Source organism: Oceanicola sp. 22II-s10i (assembly GCF_002210105.1).
Lineage (GTDB): Bacteria > Pseudomonadota > Alphaproteobacteria > Rhodobacterales > Rhodobacteraceae > Pseudooceanicola.
In genome coordinates this window covers 1,450,041-1,469,065 of record NZ_AQQU01000001.1, presented here as the reverse complement: position 1 = coordinate 1,469,065, position 19,025 = coordinate 1,450,041, and the positions used below count along the sequence as shown (strand labels likewise).

The following is a 19,025-nucleotide window of genomic DNA, read 5'->3' as shown; positions in this document are numbered from 1 at the left end:
CGCGCGCCGGTCGCCATATGTGTATTTCTGCAACCGCTTTTCACGGGGAGTCCCGATGTCCATCACGGAAATGAAGATCAACGACCGCTGGCCGGCCAAGGACCCGTCCATCCTGCAGCTCTATTCCTTCCCCACGCCGAACGGGAAGAAGATCGGCATCATGCTGGAAGAGATCGGCCTGCCCTACGAGGCGCATCTGGTCCCGCTGGGTGACGAATACGTCCGAAGCCCCGAGTTCCTGTCGCTGTCGCCGAACAACAAGATCCCCGCGATCATCGACCCGGACGGACCGGACGGCGCACCCGTCGGCCTGTTCGAAAGCGGAGCGATCCTGATCTACCTGGCCGAGAAGACCGGCAAGTTGCTGCCGCCGGGCGCCGGGAAATACGAGGCCATCAAGTGGCTTATGTGGCAGATGGGCGGGCTCGGCCCGATGCTGGGCCAGCTGGGCTATTTCTACAAGTTCGCCGGCAAGGACATCGAGGATCCGCGCCCGCGCGAACGCTTCGTGGGCGAGGCGAAACGCCTGCTGAACGTGCTGGACGGCGCGCTCGAGGGGCGCGAGTGGATCGCGGGCGAGTATTCCATCGCCGACATCGCGATCGTGCCGTGGATCCAGGCGCTGGATTTCTACGACGCGAAAGAACTGCTCGGCTGGGACGGGTTCAAGAACCTGCAGCCCTATGTCGACCGCTTCATGGCGCGGCCCGCCGTACAGGCCGGTCAGAACGTGCCGCCCCGTCCCGAAAGCTGAACTGGCAGGTCACGAGCGCCGGAGACGGGTGATCGTCGTGGCCGTCCTGCCGAGCATTCTCGGGCGGGGCCGCCGCGACGGTCCTGATGGCGCGCTGTCCCGGGTGCGGGTCGCAATCTCGTGCCGCACCCGCGCATATTGAACCGGCGCGACACCGTGTGTGACCACGCCCTTTGCCGGGGTGGTCAGATCGCCACCGGCATCGACAGGCGCGCCTGCACCAGACCGGCCAGCCGGGCGACGTCCGGCTGGATCGCCCGCCCCGCCCGCCGCGCATCGGCCAGCGCGCCCGCCGCATCGGCCAACGCCGCATCGCTGGCGCTGCGTGCGACGGCGCCGAGGAACTGGGCGACATAGTCCAGCCCGGCATCGTCGCGCACCCCGTCGATCATCTCGGCCACGTATTCCATGTCCTCGCGAAAGGCGATCCGGTCGGGTTCGACCCGTTCCGCCGTGACCATGCGTGGCCCCGCGGGCTGACGGTGATGCGGCAGGTGGTTCAGGATCGCCGTCTGGAACCGGGCCAGGCTTTCGACCGGCTTGGCCAGGAACCCGTCCGCCCCGGCGCCGCGCGCCAGCGCCTCGCCCCCGTCGTCGCCGCTGAGGCCGAGCAGAACCTCGACCCGGCGCGGCGTGGCCGCCAGTTCGGCGATCAGGTCCGCCCCCGATCCGTCCGGCAGGCCGAGATCCGCGATCACGACGGTCGGCCGGTAGACCTGAAGGTGCCGCCGGGCCGACATAAGGCAGTCCGCCCGCCGTATCCGCGCGCCGGACCGCAGGCAGAGCAGGCGCAGCGCCTCGGAGGCGAAGCGGCTGTCCTCGACGACCAGGACGGTCATGCCGAGCAAGGGCCTGTCCGCCGTCGGCCGGGGCCCGGTTGAGTCTGTGATGTCCATGAGAAGTTCCCCCGCTTGATGAGTCAGGATGTATCGAAGCCTAAGCGCCAGTTGCCTAACCACAGGTTAACGTTCCCGCCGCAGGCAATACCGGAAGGGTCGCCTTTCGCATTGCGTGCCGGGCGGGGGGCTGCGTCTATGGCCCAGAACCTGCAACCGGAGTCCGCGACGTGTTCCTTTCCGTCTTCGACGTCTTCAAGGTGGGGATCGGCCCGTCCTCGTCACACACGATGGGCCCGATGGTCGCCGCCGCGCGGTTCCTCGACGACCTGCGCGCCGCGCCGTTCCGACCGCGCGGCCTGCGCGCCAGCCTGCACGGATCGCTGGCCTTCACCGGCGCGGGGCATGCCACCGACCGGGCCGTGATCCTCGGCCTCGCCGGGTTCCGCCCCGCCGACTACGACGCCAACCGCGCCGAGGCTGCCTTGGCCACGATCCGCGAAACCGGCCGGGTCGCGCCGGAGGGTCTGCCGGAGCTGGGGTTCATCCCCGAGGAGGATCTGGTCTTCGACTATGGCCCGCCGCTGCCCGGCCATCCCAACGGCATGATCCTGTCGGCCACCGACGCGCAGGGCGACGTGATCCTGCAGCAGACCTATTATTCCATCGGCGGCGGCTTCGTGGTGACGGCGGCGGAACTGGCCGAGGGCACCCCGACCGACGAGGGCACCCCGGTGCCCTTCCCCTTCAAGTCCGCCGCCGAGATGCTGGAGATGGCGCATCGCTCGGGCCTCAGCATCGCCGGGATGAAGGCCGCGAACGAGGCGGCGCGGGGGACCGGATCATTGAAGGCCGGGATCGGGCGGATCTGGCAGGCGATGAACGACTGCATCGACCGCGGGCTTCAGGGGCACGGCATCCTGCCGGGCGGGCTGAACGTGCGCCGCCGGGCGGGCGCGATCCACGACGCGCTGCTGGCCGAGCGCGGGCAGAACCAGCCGCCGCCCCACGTCGTCAACGACTGGATCTCGGCCTATGCCATGGCGGTGAACGAGGAGAACGCGGCCGGCGGGCAGGTCGTGACCGCGCCGACGAACGGGGCGGCGGGAGTGGTGCCAGCGGTGATCCGCTACTGGCTGCACCATGTGCCGGGCGCGTCGGAGGCGAAACTGGCCGATTTCTTCCTGACCGCCGCCGCGATCGGCGGGCTGGTCAAGTTCAACGCCTCGATCTCGGGCGCCGAGGCCGGGTGCCAGGCCGAGGTCGGATCGGCCTCGGCCATGGCGGCGGCCGGGCTCTGCGCCGTGATGGGCGGCACGCCCGAGCAGATCGAGAACGCCGCCGAGATCGCGCTGGAGCATCATCTGGGCATGACTTGCGATCCGATCCGGGGGCTGGTGCAGGTGCCCTGCATCGAGCGGAACGGGCTGGGGGCGATCAAGGCCGTCTCGGCGGCCTCGCTGGCTTTGCGGGGCGACGGGTCGCACCTGGTGCCGCTGGACGCGGCGATCGAGACGATGCGGCAGGTCGGGGCGGACATGCACGAGAAATACAAGGAGACGGCGCTCGGCGGGCTGGCGGTGAACGTGCCGAATTGCTGAGGTGGCGATAGGGCGGGATGAGCCACGCCCTGTGGCCGGTCCGAATTGTTCGAGTTTTCTGGCCCCAGTCGCGAAACGGTCGCGCGAAGAAACGTCATCATCCGGCTTGACCGGATGATCTCCCCGCCCAAGCTCCAAGGCTGCGCCGCCTACTCCGCGCCACCCTGTCGGCAGCACACCCACCCACGCAGCGAAAACGCGGTGTAAAAGCCCCGCACCCCGCCGAACCCGGCCTGCCGCAACAGCCCTTCGTCGCCTTCGGGCGTCAGCATCGGCAGACGCTCGCGAAACGCCTTCGCGCTCGCCTCAGCCGCCGCTGCGTCCGTCTCCGCCTGCCCAAACGCCACGTAGCGGACGAGCGCGGCATCGCCCTCCGCCCCGTCCTCGACACTGTGGTGCATCACGACGAAAGGCGCGTTCTTCCGCAACCGATCGGCCAGCGCCCGCAGCGTGGCCAGCCGCTCGGCCTCTGGCAGGAAATGCAGCGTCAACAGGCAGACCGCACCGTCGAACGGCCCCTCGGGCGCGTCATCGATATAGCCCTCGTGGAACGTGACCCGACCGGCCAGATCGCCCAGCAAATCCCGCGCCTGCCGCAACATGACATCGGACGGGTCCACGCCTACGAACCGCCACCCCGCCTGCATCCGCGCCAGCGCCAGCAGCTCCAGCCCGCCCCCGGCACCGAGGACAAGCACCCGGCCATCCGCAGGCACACGTTCGGCCAGCAGCAGGCCGGCCATCCGGTGCAGATCGTGCAAGCCGGGAATCTGTCGCGCCACGCGGGCGGCATAGCCCTCGTGCGCGCCGGGCGGCTGATCGCTCACGCCGCTCAGACCAGCGTGTCGCAGCTCAGCCGGATTGCGCGGATGTTCTCGCCATAGACCTCGGGCTTCGACACGGACCCGCCCTTGAACACGGCGGAGCCGGCGACCAGAACGTCCGCCCCGGCTTCGACCACCTTGGGCGCGGTCTCCGGCGTGACCCCGCCGTCGATCTCGATATGCACCGGGCGGTCGCCGATCATCGACCGCAGCTGGCGGACCTTGGCGGTCATGTCGATGAAGCTCTGCCCGCCGAAGCCGGGGTTGACCGTCATCACGCAGACCAGATCGCAGAGGTCCAGCACATGGGCCACCGCCTCGGCCGGTGTGCCGGGATTCAGCGCCACGCCGGCCTTCATCCCCGCGCCGCGGATCGCCTGAAGCGTCCGGTGGATATGCGGCCCCGCCTCGACATGCGCGGTCAGCACGTCGGCCCCGGCATCGGCATAGGCCTGGATGTAGGGATCGACGGGCGAAATCATCAGGTGCACGTCCATCACCGTTTTCACATGCGGACGGAACGCCTTCACGGCGGGCGGGCCGAAGGTCAGGTTCGGGACGAAATGCCCGTCCATCACGTCGACATGGACCCAGTCGGCCCCCTGCGCCTCGATGGCCTGAATCTCGCGCCCGAAATCGGCGAAATCGGCGGAGAGGATCGAGGGGGCGATCTTGACGCGGCGGTCGAAGGTCATGGCAGGCTCCTATGCGTGCAGGCGTTTTATATGTCGTCGCGCGGGCCGCGTGTGAAGGGCCTCACGCGGCGCTCGCTCAGCCGTGCAGTTCCGAGACGCGTTCCACCTCTTGGCGGCAGCCGAACACGAAGGGCTGCTTGCCGTGCAACTCGTCCGCCGTCAGCAACAGGATCGGGCGCTTGCCGTCGGTCGCCATGCCGCCCGCCTGTTCGATCAGCATCGCCATCGGCGCGACCTCGTAGACCATCCGCAGGCGGCCCTTGGCATAGGCCGGGCGTGCGTCGCCGGTATAGAGGAACGTGCCCCCCCGCGTCAGGATGCGATGCGTCTCAGCCACCAGCGAGGCGACCCAGCGGAACGAGTAATCCTTGCCGCGCGGGCCGTCCTTGCCCGCCTCGCATTCCTCGACAAAGCTCTTCACCCAGCCCGGCCAGTGGCGGCGGTTGCCCGCGTTGATCGAATATTCCTTGGCCGCCTCGGGCACCGACATCCGGGCCTCGGCCAGCTCGAAGACCTTGGTCACCGGGTCCAGCACGAACATCAGCGTGCCGTCGCCGAAGGTCACGGCGAGGCCCGTCTGCGGACCGTAGATGATGTAGCCCGCCGCGATCTGTTCCGACGCCGGGCGGAGGAAGCTCTCCTCGGCCCCGTCCTTTGCCTCGAACACGGAGAAGATGGTGCCGATCGACACGTTCACGTCGATGTTCGACGACCCGTCCAGCGGGTCGATCGCCAGCGCAAAGGGACCGTCGCCGAGGGTCAGCACGCCCTCCTGCTCCTCGCTGGCGTAATATTTCACCCCGGCCGGGCCGAGCGCCTTTTCGAACGCCTCGTCCGCCAGCACGTCCAGCGCCTTCTGCTGGTCGCCGCCCGTATTCTCGCCCACGCCCTCGGCCAGCGACTGGCCGAGCGGCCCGCGCGCGATGGTCAGCGCCACGTCGATTCCGGTGGCGCAGAGCGCGTCGATCACGGGGTAGAGACGGGCGGGAATGTGGTCGGGCGCGATGGCGGACATGGGATACTCCGGCGGCTGATCATTGGTCGCGCGGGTTATCCCACTCTTTGCCGGATGGCGCCAGCGTGGATTGCCACTCAAGAAACCGTGAGCTGGCTCAATTTAACCCTGCCTTAACCTGCGCGCGCTATCTGACGGGAAACAATGCCGAAAACCCGGCACGGGCAGCTGCGCCATGGCGATTTTCAATCTCGAGGTCTTCGACATCTCGTGGATCACCACGAGTGCTGCGACGTTCGATGACAACGGCGGCTACCAGTTCGCAATGAACAGCGACACCGTCACGATCACACCGGGGGCGGAAACCCAGGTGATCCGGGTCGACGATCCCACCAACAACACCTTCGACGACGACGATCCCGGCCCGCAGACCACGGACGGCAGCTATACGCTGAACGGGGTGACCTATCCCGACGGCACCATCATCGAGTCGGAATACGAACTCATCGTCCGCGATGGCGACAACAACACCTACACACTCCAGTTCATCTCGATGTCCAACGATGCCTGGAACATCGAGGGCTTCGTCGTTCAGGGCCCCGTCCCGCCCTTCGGCGAGGCGCTGACGGTGATCGGCCGGACGGATGGTGTCAGCGGCAGCTACGCCTATGCCACGTCGTCACCCGCCTGTTTCGGCCTTGGCACGCGGATCGCGACGGAAACGGGCGACACCCCTGTCGAGGCGCTGGAACCCGGCGCCATGCTGCGCCTGGCCGACGGGGCGCTGGCCCCGGTGCGTTTCGTTCTGTCGCAGACGGTGCCGGCCGCCACCCGGCCCGAAGAGGCGCCGGTGCGTCTGCGGGCGGGCAGCCTCGGCCCCGGCCTGCCGCGCCGGGATCTGGTGCTGTCGCCCCATCACAGGGTCTTCCTGCCCTGCCTCAAGGCGCTGGTCCCGGCCCGCGCGCTGACCCAGCTCCGCCGCATCGGCAAGATGCGGGACGCCGGGCCCACGACCTATGTGCATCTTGTCACCGACCGCCACAGCCTCGTCCTGGCCGAGGGCGTGACCTGCGAATCCTTCTGGCCCGGTCCGATGGCCTTCGGCACCCTTCCGCCGGATGCGGTCGGGCGGATCCGCGCGGCCATGGGCCCCGCCCCCGAACCCGCAGCGCCGTTCCTGCGGATGTCCGAGGCGCGGCGCATCCTCGCCTCGGCCGCTCAGGCCGCCTGACCCCGGCGCGGCACGTCAAGCAGCAGCGACAGCAGGTCGAACTCCGCATCCGCCGCCACCGGCCCTCGCGCGCGCCACACGATGGACAGCGCGCATTTCGCCGCCGCCCAGTCCAGCAGCCGCCCCCGCGCAACCCCCAGCCCCGCCGACCACAGGTCCGCGCAGGCCGCGATCCGGGCCGGATCCCGCTGCAGCCGCTCCGCGCCTTTGGGATTTCGGAACGCATTGGCAAGCTCGTAGGCCCGCTCGCCCCGGACGCCCTTGGCATCGAAGGCCAGCCAGCCGCGCGGCCCGTGCCGGACGTTGTCGTGATGCAGGTCGCCATGCAGCGCAATCACATCCCGCTGCGAGGCCAGCAGCCCCCGCGCCAGATCGCGCGCCCGCCAGAGATCCGCGGCAGCCGAAACCGGGCAATCCGGCGCAACGGCCAGTTTGAGCAGCGCCGCGAACCAGTCGCCCAGATCCGGCAGCCCCCGCAGATCGCCAGCCGACCCGGCATGAACCGCCTGCGCAACGTCCAACAGGTGCCGCGATGCAGCCATGTCCTGCCCGGTCCGCGAGAGGTCCCCCAGCGACGGCCCCGGTGCCCATTCCATCAGCACCGCCCGCCCCGCGCGGCGCAACAGGCGCACCGCCCCGCGTCCGTCCCGTGCGGCCAGCCAGTCCAGCCCCGGCCCTTCGTTGGCGAGCCCCGAGTCGTGAAACAGCTTGAGCGCGGCCCCGGACCCGTCCGCAAGCGTGACGCGCCAGACCGTGGCGATCGCCGTATCGGTCACGTGCTCCGCCTCAAGAACGCGGAAATCAGCCGCGATCCCCTGCGGTATCCGCGGCCCCATGCTCAGCGCCAGTCGAAGAACCCGTCGCCCGCCCGCTCCAGCAGCCGCCGCGCCATGTCCTCGCCAAGAGCCGCGCCGTCCGAAACCGGCGCGGTGCCGTCGTCTTCCAGCGCCTCGCTGCCGTCGGGTCGCAGGATCTGCCCCCTGAGCCGCAGCGTCCCGCCGTCGAGTTCCGCAAGCCCGGCGATCGGCGTCTCGCAGGATCCGTCCAGCCGGGCGAGGAACGCGCGTTCCGCCGCCAGCCGGTCGGCGGTCGGCCCGTCGTGGATCGCCGCCAGCATCTCGGCCACGCGCACGTCATCCGCCCGCCGCTCGATCCCGATGGCACCCTGCGCGACAGCCGGCAGCATCTCGTCCGGCGAAATCGCCTGAGCGGGCACGTCCGCCCGGTTCAGACGGTTCAGCCCGGCCATGGCGAGGAAGGTGCAATGCGCCACGTCCTCCCCAAGCTTCCTGAGCCGCGTCTGCACGTTGCCGCGAAACTCCACGATCTCCACATCCGGCCGGCGCAGGCGCATCTGCGCCCCGCGCCGCAGCGACGATGTGCCGACCCTGGCCCCCTGCGGGACGGCGCCGATGCCGCCCTCGTGGAATGACACGAAAGCATCCCGCACGTCCTCGCGCGGCAGGTAGCAGTCCAGCACCAGCCCCTGCGGCTGCAGCACCGGCATGTCCTTCATCGAATGGACGGCGATGTCGATGCCGTTCAGCAGCAGCGCCTGCTCGATCTCGCGGGTGAACAGGCCCTTGCCGCCGATCTCGCGCAAGGCGCGGTCCTGCACCCGGTCGCCGGTCGTCTGGATCACGCTGATCTCGAACGCGGCCTCTTCCAGACCGAAGGCCGCCATCAGCCTGTCGCGCGTCTCGTGCGCCTGCGCAAGCGCGAGCGGCGAACCGCGGGTTCCGATGCGAAGCGGGGCGGAGGGCGTGGGCAGGGCGAGTGTCATCGCCTCGTGTTAAGCGCGCAGGTCAGGGCTTGCAAGACGGTGTGGCGCGGACGGGCCGGGCGGCATTTCGGCGCGGCCCTGAGGCGCAGCGGCGTGGTGAGACGGCGGCGGGCCGGGCCGGTGCGCCAGCGGCCCAGGCCGAGGCGGATGAGGATGATGTGATCGTAGAATGGCATGGCGGGCCTCCGTTGCGGCCCGGCGATCCAAGCAGAAGGCTCCTGCCATGCAGCTGTCAGCAGGGCGTGCTAGGATGGCAGCAGAGACCGCCCGCCCATTGCCGCCCGAAAGCCCCGTCATGTCCCGCCCCGATCGCCTGTTCGAACTGATCCAGACCCTCCGCGCCGCCGCCGCCCCCCGTACCGCCGAGGCGCTGGCCGAAACGCTCGAGGTCTCGGTCCGCACGGTCTATCGCGACGTCGCCGCCCTGCAGGCGATGCGCGTGCCGGTCGAGGGGGCGGCGGGGATCGGCTATGTCCTCAGGCGCGGCTACGACCTGCCGCCGCTGAACTTCGACACCGAGGAAACCGAGGCGCTGCGCGTCGCGCTGGCGATGCTCGCCCGCACCGGCGACATGGCCCTGATGCGCGCGGGCCAGCGGGTCTGCGACAAGATCGACGCCCTGCATGGCCCGGCCACATGGCTCCACGTCGCGCCCTTCGGCGCACCCGCCGACGACCCTGCGCTCGGCTGCGTGCCGGTCTCGCTCCTGCGCCGCGCGATCCGCGATGAGCGCAAGCTGCGCATCACCTACGAGACGCCGGCCGGCCCGCGGACCGAGCGCACCATCCGCCCGCTGGTCGTGATCTACCACGTCGAGGTCAAGATGCTGGCCGCGTGGTGCGAGCTGCGCCACGACCTGCGGCATTTCCGGATGGACCGGATATACGCATGGCAGGAGCTGAACGAGACCTTCACCGGTCAGGGCGAGACGCTGAGGACCCTATGGGCGGAGCGCGAGGCCGCGACGGAACAGCCCGAGGGCCGCGGCGCGGCTTGACATCCCGGCCCCGCGCGGCGACCTGTCGGGCGACAGAGGAGCCCCCGATGCCCGACAAGACGATCCTGCGCGCCCTCGCCGGCGAAACGCTGCCCGTGCCCCCGATCTGGATGATGCGGCAGGCGGGCCGCTACCTGCCCGAATACCGCGCCACGCGCGAAAAGGCGGGCGATTTCCTGTCGCTGTGCTACACGCCCGACCTCGCCGCCGAGGTGACGCTGCAGCCGATCCGCCGCTACGGGTTCGACGCCGCGATCCTCTTCGCCGACATCCTGCTGGTGCCGCAGGCGCTCGGCGCCGACCTGCGCTTCGTCACCGGCGAGGGCCCGCGCCTGTCGACCGTCACCACGCAGGCCGACTTCGACAGGCTCGGTCCCGTCTCGGACATCCACGAGACGCTGTCGCCGGTCTACGAGACCGTGTCGATCCTGTCCCGCGAACTGCCGCGCGACACCACGCTGATCGGCTTTGCCGGTGCCCCGTGGACGGTCGCGACCTACATGATCGCCGGACGCGGCACGCCGGATCAGGGCCCCGCACATGCGCTCAAGGCCGAGAACCGCGCGCTGTTCGAGGCGCTGCTGGAGCGGATCACCGAGGCGACGATCGAATACCTGTCCAAACAGGTCGAGGCCGGGGCCGAGGTGGTCAAGCTCTTCGACAGCTGGGCCGGATCGCTCTCGGGCGCGGATTTCGACGCCTACGCCACCGCCCCCGCGAAACGGATCATCGCCGAGCTCAAGGCCCGCCATCCCGGCCTGCCCGTCATCGCCTTCCCGCGCGAGGCCGGGGACAAGTACATCGGTTTCCACAAGGCGACCGGGGCCGACTGCGTGGCGCTCGACAACTCCGTCGCCGCCGACTGGGCTGCTGCGAATGTCCAGACAGACGGCTGCGTGCAGGGCAACCTCGCCCCCGGTCACATGGTCACCGGCGGCCAGAACCTGATCGACGAGACCCGGCGCATCGTGAAAGCCTTCTCTAACGGCCCCCATATCTTCAACCTCGGTCACGGCATCACCCCCGACGCCGACCCGGCCAACGTCCAGCTGATGATCGACACGGTCCGGGGCGCCTGATCCAGGCAACAACCGGTACGCCGGGACCGTTCCCGCTTCATCTGGCCAGGTAAACTCCCGCCGGAGGCCGTCTCGAAAGGGCTCGATGCCCTTTCGAGACGATCCCGCGCGACGGCGCAGCCGGCGCAACTTTCACATCCGTGCGCCCGCCCTCCATTCCAACGCCAGCCGCCCCGCGCTACCCTCCCCCGCGGGAGGATCCATCCATGACCACAGTCAACGCCCCTCAGGCCACCTACCACGGCCGCGACGAGGGCAAGGCCCATGCCTTTCTCGGCATTCCCTACGCCACCCAGCCTGTCGGCGCGCTGCGCTTCCGCGCGCCCGAACCGCTGGCAAAGGGCGGCGAGGTCGATGCCACCGCCTTCGGCAACGCGCCCGTCCAGACCCCGCCGCCGGTCACCGAATGGTCGATCCACCGCGCGGATCAGGGCTATGGCGAGGACTGCCTGAACCTCAACCTCTGGACCCCCGCCGCCGACGGCAAGCGGCGTCCGGTGATCGTGCATCTCTTCGGCGGCGGCTTCGCGACCGGCTCGGCCAATGTCGGCCATTTCGGCAACGCGGCCTTCGCGGCAGAAAACGACGTCGTGCTGATCCGTCCGAACGTGCGCACCGGCGCGCTCGGGTTCCTCTACCTCGGCCAGCATTTCCCCGGCCTGCCCGCCGCCAACCGCTCGATGCTCGACCTCGCGATGGCGCTCCGCTGGGTGCGTGAAAACGTGGAAAGCTTCGGCGGCGATCCGGAGAACGTCACGCTGGCCGGCATGTCCTCCGGCGGCTTCACCGCGGCCGCGCTCTTCGGGACCGACGACGGGCCGTCGCTGTTCGACAAGGCGTGGCTTCTGTCCGGTTACGCCACCCGAATCCAGTCGCCCGACCGCGCGGCGGAAATCGCCGAGGACTTCCTGGCCCGCGCCGGGATCGAACCGGGCGACGAGGCCGCGCTGGAACGGCTGACGGTCGAGGACATCCTGAAGCTGCAGGCCGAGGTGGTGGCCGTGAACCTTGCCGAACGTTCGATGCCGGGCGGCAAGACGCTGGCCATCTTGCAGGACGGCGTGACCCTGCCCCGGCATCCGGAAGAGGCGCTGAAGGCCGGGGTGCTGAAGGACAAGCCGCTGGTGCTGGGCCGCACCCGGCACGAGGCCCGGCTGTGGTATGCGACGGGCCGGATGGGTGATGTGAACGAGGCCCGCTTCCGCGACACCGTCGCCCGGTTCGATGGGCCGGACGCGGTGGACAAGGGGCTGGCCGAATGGGACGCGGCGATGCCGGACGCGACATGGCAGCAGAAGGAAGAGGATTTCCTGACCGCCCGCATCTACCGCCGCGCGACGGCTTCCAACGCCGAGGCGCAGCGCGCGGGCGGTGGCCGGGTCTGGACCTATGAATTCGCATGGGAACCGCGCCCGCCCTATGACTGGCTGGGTGCGGCGCACGGCTTCGACGAGAGCTTCGTCTACGGGTTGCACGCGATCGAGAACGTGCCGGTGGCGCAGACCGATCCGGACAGCGCCAAGGCCACGGCGGCGGAGATGGAAGGCGCGCTGGTCCGGTTCATGCGGACGGGCGATCCCGGCTGGAAGGAGGAGGTCCGCGTCTTCGGCGCGTGATGTTTGCCCGCCAGAGGGAATTTTATGGCCGGGACGATGTGCTGCGACGGTTGGGGTCCGCATTTTATCGCGACGGACCGCACTCTCCCCGGCGGATGAGGTGCGGCGCGGTGCACCATGTTAGCTCGGTGGCGCTGGCTCAACAGAGGGCTGCGTATGGCCGCGGCGATGCGCTACGACGGCTGAGGTCCGCACTTTATCCCGACGCCCCGCTCGCCGCTCATCCCGCGCGCTTGCGGTGACGAAGCGCATGGCCGGGGGGCGGCCATGCGCTGCCCGGGCCGCTGCCCGGGCCGCTGCGCGGCTGTTCCGGGCATTGGTGCATATGAATGGTGGAGGCTGCGCCACACCAAGCCCCAAATGAAAACCGGCGGAACGTCCTGCGCCCCGCCGGTTTCCGATGTTTCAACCCATAGGGTCAGGCGAACGACTGCCCGCCGTCCGCGATGATCAGCTGGCCCGTCACGTATCCCGACAGGGGTGTCGCCAGCCAGAGCGCCGTCCCGGCGATCTCCTCGGGCATGCCCATGCGGCGCAGCGGGTTGGCGTTGTTGATCCGGTCGATCCGTTCCGGGTTGGTCCAGAGCGCCTTGGCGAAATCCGTCTTCACAAGCCCCGGCCCGATCGCGTTGACGCGGATGTTCTTCGGACCCCACTCCAGCGCCAGCGAACGCACCAGCGCGGCATCCGCCGCCTTGGTCACGCCATAGGCGCCGAGCGTTGTGGAGCCCTTGATCGCCGCCACGGAGGAGATCACGACGACGGACCCGCCGCCCTTCTCCGCCATGCCCGGCAGGACCATCTTGCAGAGCGTGTTGATCACCCGGACGTTGGTGATCAGCATCTTGTCGAACACCGCGTCGTCCAGCTCGTTCAGCGGGCCGTAGACGGGGTTGATCGCCGCGTTCGGAACCAGAACGTCGATCTGGCCCCAATCCGCGATGGTCTTGTCTACGAGGTTCTGCATGTCCTCGGTCGAACCGATGTGGGCGGGAATGACGATCGCCTCGCCGCCCTTGGCGCGGATGCCCTCGGCCACTTCCTCGCAGGCGTCGGCCTTGCGCGAGGAGACGACGACCTTGGCACCGGCCTCGGCATACATCTCGGCAATGGCGCGGCCGATACCACGGGACGAACCCGTGATAACGGCGACCTTGCCCTTCAGGTCAAACATGCTCATCGCTCAGTTCCGATACTGCTTCAGTTCGAGCTTGGCGATGGTTTCGCGGTGCACTTCGTCCGGGCCGTCGACCAGACGCATCGTCCGGGCGTTGGCGTAGGACGAGGCCAGCGTCGAATCCTGGCTGACACCCATGGCGCCGTGGACCTGGATCGCGCGGTCGACGACCTTGTGCAGCATGTTCGCGGCGACCACCTTGATCATCGCGATCTCGCGGCGGGCGGCCTTGTTGCCGACGGTGTCCATCATGTAGGCGGCGTGCATCACCAGCAGGCGGGCCTGTTCGATCTCCATCCGGCTTTCGGCGATCCAGTGCTTGTTCACGCCCATTTCGGCGATCTTTTGCCCGAAGGCCTCGCGCGCCATGCCGCGTTCGCACATCATCTGCAGAGCGCGCTCGGCGCCGCCGATGCAGCGCATCGCGTGGTGGATACGGCCGGGCCCGAGGCGGGCCTGTGCGATCTCGAAGCCACGGCCCTCGCCGAGCAGCAGGTTCTTTGCCGGAACGCGGACGTTGTCGTAGTGGATCTCGGCGTGGCCATGCGGGGCGTGGTCATAGCCGATCACGCTGAGGTGCCGCTTGATCTTCACGCCGGGGGTGTCCAGCGGGACGAGGATCATGGACTGCTGCTTGTGCTTGGGCGCGGTGGTATCCGTCTTGCCCATCACGATCGCGATCTTGCAGCGCTTGTCCATCGCGCCCGAGGACCACCACTTGGTGCCCTGGATGACGTATTCGTCGTCTTCCTTGGTGATCCGGGTCTCGATGTTGGTCGCGTCCGACGACGCCACCGCGGGCTCGGTCATCGAGAAGCAGGAGCGGATTTCGCCGTTCAGCAGCGGCTTCAGCCACTTGTCCTTCGCCTCGTCGTCACCGAAGAGGAAGATCGTCTCCATGTTGCCGGTGTCGGGAGCCGAGCAGTTGAACGGCTCGGAACCGATGGACGAGCGGCCCATGATCTCGCACAGGGTGCCGTATTCGAGGTTGGTCAGGCCCGCGCCCTTGTAGTCGCCGGCGTCGTGCGGAAGGAACATGTTCCACAGGCCCGATTCCCGGCCCTTGGCCTTGAGCTCGGCCATGATCGGCGGTTCGTCCCAGCGGTCGTTCCCCTCTTCGACCTGCTGTTTGTAAACCTTTTCGGCCGGATAGATGTGGTCGTCCATAAAGCGCAGAAGCTGCTCGCGCATCTTCTTCGCTTTGTCAGATATGGGAAAATAATCGTACATGGCTGTCCTCCTCCTCACGTTGCGGCTTAGCTGACACGCGGCGCGGCCAAGTGTCAATGCAGCGGAACACCTTTCCGATAAGCGGAATATTGACCCTATCTTTACGGCAGGTAGAGTGCCCGGATAGCATGTCGCGCACACGATTGGGAGGAAGATCGAGATGAGCGAAGGCGTCCGGACGCACAAGGGCAGGATCCCACCGAGGGAGCCCGAGAACAGGGACCTGCCGCGTTATTCCCAGATGGTGATGGACGCCGCAAAGCTGCAGCCGCAGGAGCTGGCGGTCATCTGCGAAGAGACGGATACATTCTGGACCTGGGAACAGTTCGCCGACCGCATATCGCGCATCGCCGGGCGGCTGGTGCAGGAAGGCGTGGGCCCCGATGTGATCGTCTGCGGGCTGGCCGACAACTCGCCCGACTACCTTGCGCTCTATGCCGGCGTGCTGCACGCCGGGGGCTGCATGGCGCCCCTGCCCTTCTCGGCGACCGAGGAGTCGCTGGTGAAGATGGTCGACAACTCCGACCCGCTGCTGCTGTTCTCCGCGCCCAAGTTCATGGAGACCGCGGAACGGCTGGGGGCCAAGCGGGTCATCTCGATGGCCGATTTCGACACCTGGCTGGGCGATGCGGAGCCGATCCCGCCGGTGCCGGTCGAACCCGAGCACATGTTCAACGTGATCTATTCCTCGGGCACCACCGGCACGCCCAAGGGCATCGTGCACGACCAGATGATGCGCGTGCGGCAGATGAACCGCGCGCAGCGGAACGACATGGACGAGAAGTGCCGTCACATCATGTCGACGCCGCTCTATTCCAACACGACCCTCGTCACGACGCTGTCGGCGATGACCAAGGGCTGCGGCGTCGTCATCATGTCGCGGTTCAACACCAAGGAATTCCTGCGGCTGTCCGAGAAGTACAAGGTCACGCACGCAATCCTTGTCCCCGTCCAGTACATGCGCCTGATGCGCGAGCCGGATTTCGACAAGTACGACCTGAGCTCCTACATCTGCAAGATGTCCACCTCGGCCCCGCTGCCCGGCGTCGTGATCGAGGAGGTCATGCGCCGCTGGCCCGGCAACATCAAGGAAAGCTACGGCATGACCGAGGGCGGCGCGTCCTTCATGCTCGACTGCGCCGCGAACCCGACCAAGTGGGACACCGTCGGCCAGCTCAATCCCGGTTGCGAGCTGAAGATGCTCGACGAGGAAGGCAACGAGATCCCGATCACCGAATTCGGCGAGATCGTCGGCCGCGGCGCGTCGATGATGCCCGGCTATCTCAAGGTGCCCGACAAGACCGAAGAGGCGACCTATGTGGATGCCGACGGCAAGGTCTGGATCCGCTCCGGCGACATGGGCCGCGTGGACGAGGACGGGTTCCTGCACCTGCTGGACCGCAAGAAGGACATGATCATCTCGGGCGGCTTCAACATCTACGCCACCGATCTGGAACAGGTCCTGCGCAAGCACCCGGACGTCGCGGACGTGGCGGTGATCGCGGTGCCGTCCGAGGACTGGGGCGAGACGCCGCTGGCGCTTGTGGTGCCCAAGACGCCGGACGCGGATGGCGAGGCGATGCGGGAATGGGCCAACGGCCAGCTCGGCAAGACCCAGCGGATCAGCAAGATCGAATTCCGGGAGGACCTGCCCCGGTCCGAGATCGGCAAGATCCTCAAGCGGGAACTGCGCGAGCCTTACTGGCAGACCACACCCGCCTGATTCCGCAATACGGAACCCAATTCTGAAACCGTTGAACGGGGATCCGTTCTGTGCCAGCCTGAACGGCGGGAGGATACATCATGATGTTTGACGGCAAGGTCGCGATCGTGACCGGGGCGGCTTCGGGTATCGGCAGGGCAACCGCCGCCCGCATGGCCGCCGAGGGCGCAAAGGTCTGTCTGGTCGACCGCGACGAGGCGGCGCTGGAGGCAGCCCGCCCCGAGGGCGAGACGATGATCCACGCCTGCGACGTCAGCGACGAGGCGCAGGTCGCGGCCTGCGTCAAGGCGGTGACGGACAAGTGGGGCCGGCTGGACGCGGTGGCCAACAACGCGGGCATCTCGCGCGGCTACCAGCCGATCATGGAAACCGAGATGGAGGACTGGCAGGCCGTCTTCGGCGTCAACCTCTTCGGCGTCGCGCATTTCATCAAGCACGCGGGCAAGGTGATGGCGGCGCAGGGCTCCGGTTCCATCGTCAATACCGCGTCGGTCGCGGGCATCCGGTCCGGCGCGGGCGGGAATGCCTATTCCGCGTCCAAGGCCGGGGTCATCAACCTGACCCAGACGGCGGCCTGCGACTTGGGCGGATACAACGTGCGGGTCAACGCCGTCTGCCCCGGCCTGATTGAAACCGGCATGACGAAGAAGACCTTCGACTACGCCCGTGCCAACGACAAGGAACACAGGCTCGGCTCGCGCTGCGAACTCCGGCGCTACGGCAAGCCCGAGGAAATCGCGGCGGCCATCTGCTTCCTCGCCTCCGACGACGCCTCCTACATCACGGGTCAGGCACTGCCGGTCGATGGCGGCAACACCGCCTCGCTCAACCTGCCCGGCATGAAGGTCTGAATGACCGACCTGCACCTCAAGCACTGGCCCCCCGGCACCCCGCGCCAGATCGAGGTGCCGCGACAGTCCGTTGCGCGGAACCTGATCGACACGGCCGAGCGCCTGCCGGACCAGACCGCCGTGATCTACTACGGCGCGCGGCATTCCTATGCCGCGATGCTGCGCGACGCGCGGGCGGTGGCGGGCTGGCTGCGGCACATGGGCGTGAAGCGCGGCGACCGCGTCGTCATCGACATGCAGAACTGCCCGCAGTGGATGATCGCCTACTACGGCATCCACCTTGCCGACGCCGTCGTGGTGCCGGTGAACCCGATGTACCGCAAGGCCGAGCTGGAACACATCGTCCGCGACACCGAGGCGCGGATCGCCGTGGTCGGCTCCGAACTCGTTGAACAGGTCGCGCCGCTGCTGGAGTCCGGTGACCTCGACCACCTGCTCGTCGCCGCCTATGCAGACATGGCCGGGGCCGAAGGGCGACAGGATCTGCCCGAGGCGCTGGCGGGCCTGTCCGACACCGACATTGACCGCCCGCAGACCACCCGCTGGCGCGATGCGCTGGCGGCCAGCCACCCGGCGGGCCCGCACGAGGCCGGGGCGGACGACCTGGCGGTGTTGCTTTACACCTCTGGCACGACGGGGTTGCCCAAGGGCTGCATCCACCCGCATCGCACCGTCCAGCAGGTGATCTGGACCTACAAGCACTTCAGTTACTACGACGACAGCGTCGTCCAGCTCTCCGCCCTGCCGATGTTCCACGTCACCGGGATGCAGAACGGGATGAACGCCCCCTTCTGCGCCGGGTCCACCGTGGTGCTGATGACCCGCTGGGACCGCGCGCTGGCCGGTCGGTGGGTGGGCGAGCACAAGGTGAACGTCTTCCGCTCGATCACCACGATGGTCATCGACCTGATGAACGCGCCCGAGTTCGACAGTTTCGTCCTGTCTTCGCTCAAGCTGATCGGCGCGGGCGGCGCGGCGGTGCCCAAGGGCGTGGCGCAGAAACTGAAGGACATCACCGGGCTGGAGATCGTCGAGGGCTACGGCATGTCCGAATCGATCGGCGTCACCCACATCAACCCGCCGCAGCGCCCGATGCAGCAGTGCCTCGGAATCCCGATGTATGACGTCGACTGCCGCGTCATCGACATGGAAACCGGCGCCGAACTGGGCCCCGACCAGCCCGGCGAGATCGTCATGCACGCCCCCCAGATAATGGAGGGCTACTGGCGCAACCCCGAGGCGACGGCCGAGGCGTTCATGCAGATCGACGGCAAGCGCTTCTACAAGACCGGTGACGTGGGTCTATACGACACCGACGGCTATTACTTCATGACCGACCGGGCGAAACGGATGATCAACGCCTCGGGCTTCAAGGTCTGGCCGGCCGAGGTCGAGGCGATGATGCACCGCCATCCCGACATCGCCGAAGCCTGCGTGATCGGCGTGCCGGATGCGCGCCGGGGCGAAAGCGTCAAGGCGTTCATCGTGCCCCGCCGCGGGGCCGCGCTCACCGAAGAGGCGCTGATCGCATGGTGTCACGAACAGATGGCCGCCTTCAAATGCCCGCGTGAGATCGCGTTCACCGACGCCCTGCCCCGAAACGGCGCGGGAAAAGTCATGTGGCGCGACCTTGCCGCAGCCGAGGCCGACCGCAAGGCCGGATGAGGCGCTTG

Annotated in this window: 18 protein-coding genes; 9 read left to right on the top strand and 9 right to left on the bottom strand. The window is 68.2% G+C overall.

All coding sequences use genetic code 11. The features are described from left to right. The first annotated feature begins 55 nt into the window (after positions 1 to 55). Complete coding sequence (locus ATO6_RS07320) at positions 56 to 754, top strand: glutathione S-transferase N-terminal domain-containing protein (protein ID WP_088623229.1); 699 nt, start codon at positions 56 to 58, stop codon at positions 752 to 754. A 185-nt stretch (positions 755 to 939) separates the two neighbouring features. On the opposite strand, the gene ATO6_RS07315 is transcribed toward ATO6_RS07320, so the two are convergent. Further along, on the bottom strand, positions 940 to 1,650 hold the full coding sequence (locus ATO6_RS07315) for a response regulator (protein ID WP_088623228.1): 711 nt from the start codon (positions 1,648 to 1,650) through the stop codon (positions 940 to 942). A gap of 170 nt (positions 1,651 to 1,820) precedes the next feature. On the opposite strand from ATO6_RS07315, the gene ATO6_RS07310 reads away from it, so the two are divergent. Then, positions 1,821 to 3,191, top strand: a complete 1,371-nt coding sequence (locus ATO6_RS07310; RefSeq protein WP_088623227.1) for an L-serine ammonia-lyase — start codon at positions 1,821 to 1,823, stop codon at positions 3,189 to 3,191. Positions 3,192 to 3,340: 149 nt separating this feature from the next. Here the strand turns inward: ATO6_RS07310 and ATO6_RS07305 are convergent, their stop codons facing one another. The 3 genes from ATO6_RS07305 to ATO6_RS07295 form a co-directional block, all read right to left on the bottom strand. Beyond that, positions 3,341 to 4,018 (bottom strand): class I SAM-dependent methyltransferase, encoded by a 678-nt coding sequence (locus tag ATO6_RS07305; RefSeq protein ID WP_254919084.1) that lies wholly within the window; start codon positions 4,016 to 4,018, stop codon positions 3,341 to 3,343. A gap of 5 nt (positions 4,019 to 4,023) precedes the next feature. Then, complete coding sequence (rpe, locus tag ATO6_RS07300) at positions 4,024 to 4,710, bottom strand: ribulose-phosphate 3-epimerase (protein ID WP_088623226.1); 687 nt, start codon at positions 4,708 to 4,710, stop codon at positions 4,024 to 4,026. 76 nt (positions 4,711 to 4,786) lie between these two features. Then, entirely contained in the window at positions 4,787 to 5,725 is a 939-nt protein-coding gene (locus ATO6_RS07295) for a class 1 fructose-bisphosphatase (RefSeq protein WP_088623225.1), read from the bottom strand. 175 nt (positions 5,726 to 5,900) lie between these two features. Between ATO6_RS07295 and ATO6_RS07290 the strand changes: the two genes are divergently transcribed. Further along, the gene (locus ATO6_RS07290; protein WP_088623224.1) at positions 5,901 to 6,896 is read left to right on the top strand and encodes a Hint domain-containing protein; all 996 of its coding nucleotides are present in this window, start codon (positions 5,901 to 5,903) and stop codon (positions 6,894 to 6,896) included. Here the strand turns inward: ATO6_RS07290 and ATO6_RS07285 are convergent. The 3 genes from ATO6_RS07285 to ATO6_RS07275 form a co-directional block, all read right to left on the bottom strand. Further along, a complete protein-coding gene (locus ATO6_RS07285; RefSeq protein ID WP_217898977.1) occupies positions 6,884 to 7,672 on the bottom strand; it encodes an aminoglycoside phosphotransferase family protein in 789 nt (262 codons plus the stop codon). The two genes, ATO6_RS07290 and ATO6_RS07285, sit on opposite strands and share 13 nt — an antisense overlap. 62 nt (positions 7,673 to 7,734) lie before the next feature. After that, positions 7,735 to 8,679 carry a hydroxymethylbilane synthase gene (hemC, locus tag ATO6_RS07280; RefSeq protein WP_088623222.1) on the bottom strand — a complete coding sequence of 315 codons (945 nt, stop codon included), beginning with the start codon at positions 8,677 to 8,679 and terminating at the stop codon, positions 7,735 to 7,737. Continuing rightward, a complete protein-coding gene (locus ATO6_RS07275) occupies positions 8,676 to 8,855 on the bottom strand; it encodes a hypothetical protein (RefSeq protein WP_088623221.1) in 180 nt (59 codons plus the stop codon). Before ATO6_RS07275 ends, hemC begins: the two co-directional genes overlap by 4 nt. A 119-nt stretch (positions 8,856 to 8,974) precedes the next feature. Here ATO6_RS07275 and ATO6_RS07270 point away from each other — a divergent pair, with 119 nt between their 5' ends. The 3 genes from ATO6_RS07270 (at position 8,975) to ATO6_RS07260 (ending at position 12,371) form a co-directional block, all read left to right on the top strand. Next, on the top strand, positions 8,975 to 9,676 hold the full coding sequence (locus ATO6_RS07270) for a YafY family protein (protein WP_088623220.1): 702 nt from the start codon (positions 8,975 to 8,977) through the stop codon (positions 9,674 to 9,676). A 47-nt stretch (positions 9,677 to 9,723) separates the two neighbouring features. After that, complete coding sequence (hemE, locus tag ATO6_RS07265; RefSeq protein WP_088623219.1) at positions 9,724 to 10,755, top strand: uroporphyrinogen decarboxylase; 1,032 nt, start codon at positions 9,724 to 9,726, stop codon at positions 10,753 to 10,755. Positions 10,756 to 10,961: 206 nt separating this feature from the next. After that, on the top strand, positions 10,962 to 12,371 hold the full coding sequence (locus ATO6_RS07260) for a carboxylesterase family protein (protein WP_088623218.1): 1,410 nt from the start codon (positions 10,962 to 10,964) through the stop codon (positions 12,369 to 12,371). 418 nt (positions 12,372 to 12,789) lie between these two features. Here ATO6_RS07260 and ATO6_RS07255 read toward each other — a convergent pair whose 3' ends face one another. Together ATO6_RS07255 and ATO6_RS07250 are read right to left on the bottom strand one after the other, a co-directional pair. Then, on the bottom strand, positions 12,790 to 13,551 hold the full coding sequence (locus tag ATO6_RS07255) for an SDR family NAD(P)-dependent oxidoreductase (protein WP_088623217.1): 762 nt from the start codon (positions 13,549 to 13,551) through the stop codon (positions 12,790 to 12,792). Positions 13,552 to 13,554: 3 nt separating this feature from the next. Further along, positions 13,555 to 14,778: an acyl-CoA dehydrogenase family protein gene (locus ATO6_RS07250; protein ID WP_088623216.1), complete on the bottom strand. Its 1,224-nt coding sequence runs from the start codon at positions 14,776 to 14,778 to the stop codon at positions 13,555 to 13,557. A 160-nt stretch (positions 14,779 to 14,938) separates the two neighbouring features. On the opposite strand from ATO6_RS07250, the gene ATO6_RS07245 reads away from it, so the two are divergent. The 3 genes from ATO6_RS07245 (at position 14,939) to ATO6_RS07235 (ending at position 19,017) form a co-directional block, all read left to right on the top strand. After that, positions 14,939 to 16,501 carry a class I adenylate-forming enzyme family protein gene (locus ATO6_RS07245; protein WP_088623215.1) on the top strand — a complete coding sequence of 521 codons (1,563 nt, stop codon included), beginning with the start codon at positions 14,939 to 14,941 and terminating at the stop codon, positions 16,499 to 16,501. A gap of 80 nt (positions 16,502 to 16,581) precedes the next feature. Then, positions 16,582 to 17,352, top strand: a complete 771-nt coding sequence (locus ATO6_RS07240; RefSeq protein ID WP_217898976.1) for an SDR family NAD(P)-dependent oxidoreductase — start codon at positions 16,582 to 16,584, stop codon at positions 17,350 to 17,352. Then, positions 17,353 to 19,017 (top strand): long-chain-fatty-acid--CoA ligase, encoded by a 1,665-nt coding sequence (locus ATO6_RS07235; protein WP_088623213.1) that lies wholly within the window; start codon positions 17,353 to 17,355, stop codon positions 19,015 to 19,017. Positions 19,018 to 19,025: the final 8 nt, after the last annotated feature.